This window comes from Neisseria sp. P0021.S007, from assembly GCF_051956855.1.
Genome location: NZ_JBQCXA010000105.1, coordinates 1 through 1,198, shown reverse-complemented (window position 1 = coordinate 1,198; position 1,198 = coordinate 1). Strand labels below are relative to the sequence as shown.

General features: G+C 51.8%; 1 protein-coding gene. It reads left to right on the top strand.

Annotated elements, in window-relative coordinates; all coding sequences use genetic code 11:
* On the top strand, positions 1 to 1,198 hold a 1,198-nt coding region (locus ACTHUR_RS11475; protein WP_440398654.1), incomplete at both ends, for an ATP-binding cassette domain-containing protein.

The following is a 1,198-nucleotide window of genomic DNA, read 5'->3' as shown; positions in this document are numbered from 1 at the left end:
CCCCGAAGCTACCGAAGACGACTACATGAAAGCCGCCGAACTGGAAGCCAAGTTCGCCGAATACGACGGCTACACCGCCGAAGCGCGTGCTGCCGAGTTGTTGAGCGGCGTGGGCATTTCCGAAGATTTGCACAATGCGACCATGGCAGAAGTTGCCCCAGGCTTCAAACTGCGCGTATTGCTGGCGCAAGCCCTGTTCTCCAAACCAGATGTATTGCTCTTGGACGAACCGACCAATAACTTGGACATTAATACCATCCGTTGGTTGGAAGGCGTGTTGAACCAATACGACTCCACCATGATCATCATCTCGCACGACCGTCACTTTTTGAACGAAGTCTGCACACACATGGCGGATTTGGACTACAACACCATCACCATCTATCCGGGCAACTACGACGACTACATGCTCGCTTCTGCCCAATCGCGTGAGCGCGCCCTGAAAGACAACGCCAAAGCCAAAGAGAAACTGCAAGAGCTGCAAGAGTTCGTTGCACGCTTCTCTGCCAACAAATCCAAAGCCCGTCAGGCAACCAGTCGTCTGACGCAGGCAGACAAAATCAAATCGGAGATGGTAGAAGTCAAACCTTCTACCCGTCAAAACCCGTATATCCGTTTTGAAGCCGACGAAAAAGCCAAGTTGCACCGTCAGGCTGTAGAAGTTGAAAAACTGGCTAAACGTTTTGAAACCCAGTTATTTAAAAACCTGAACTTCATCCTTGAAGCAGGTCAGCGTCTAGCCATCATCGGCCCGAACGGCGCAGGTAAATCTACCTTGCTGAAACTCTTGGCAGGCGCGTACAACCCCGAATATTCAGACGGCCTGCTGCCGGACGAAGGCACCATCAAATGGGCGGAAAAAGCCAGTGTCGGCTACTACCCGCAAGACCATGAAAACGACTTCGACGTCGATATGGACCTGAGCGAATGGATGCGCCAATGGGGTCAGGAAGGCGATGACGAACAAGTCATCCGCGGCACTTTGGGCCGCTTGCTCTTCGGCAGCAACGATGTCGTGAAAAAAGTGAAGGTTCTCTCCGGTGGCGAAAAAGGCCGTATGCTGTACGGCAAACTGTTGCTGTTGAAACCCAATGTTTTGGTCATGGACGAACCGACCAACCACATGGACATGGAAAGTATCGAATCCTTGAACATGGCGCTGGAAAAATACAACGGCACGCTGATTTTCGTATCGCAT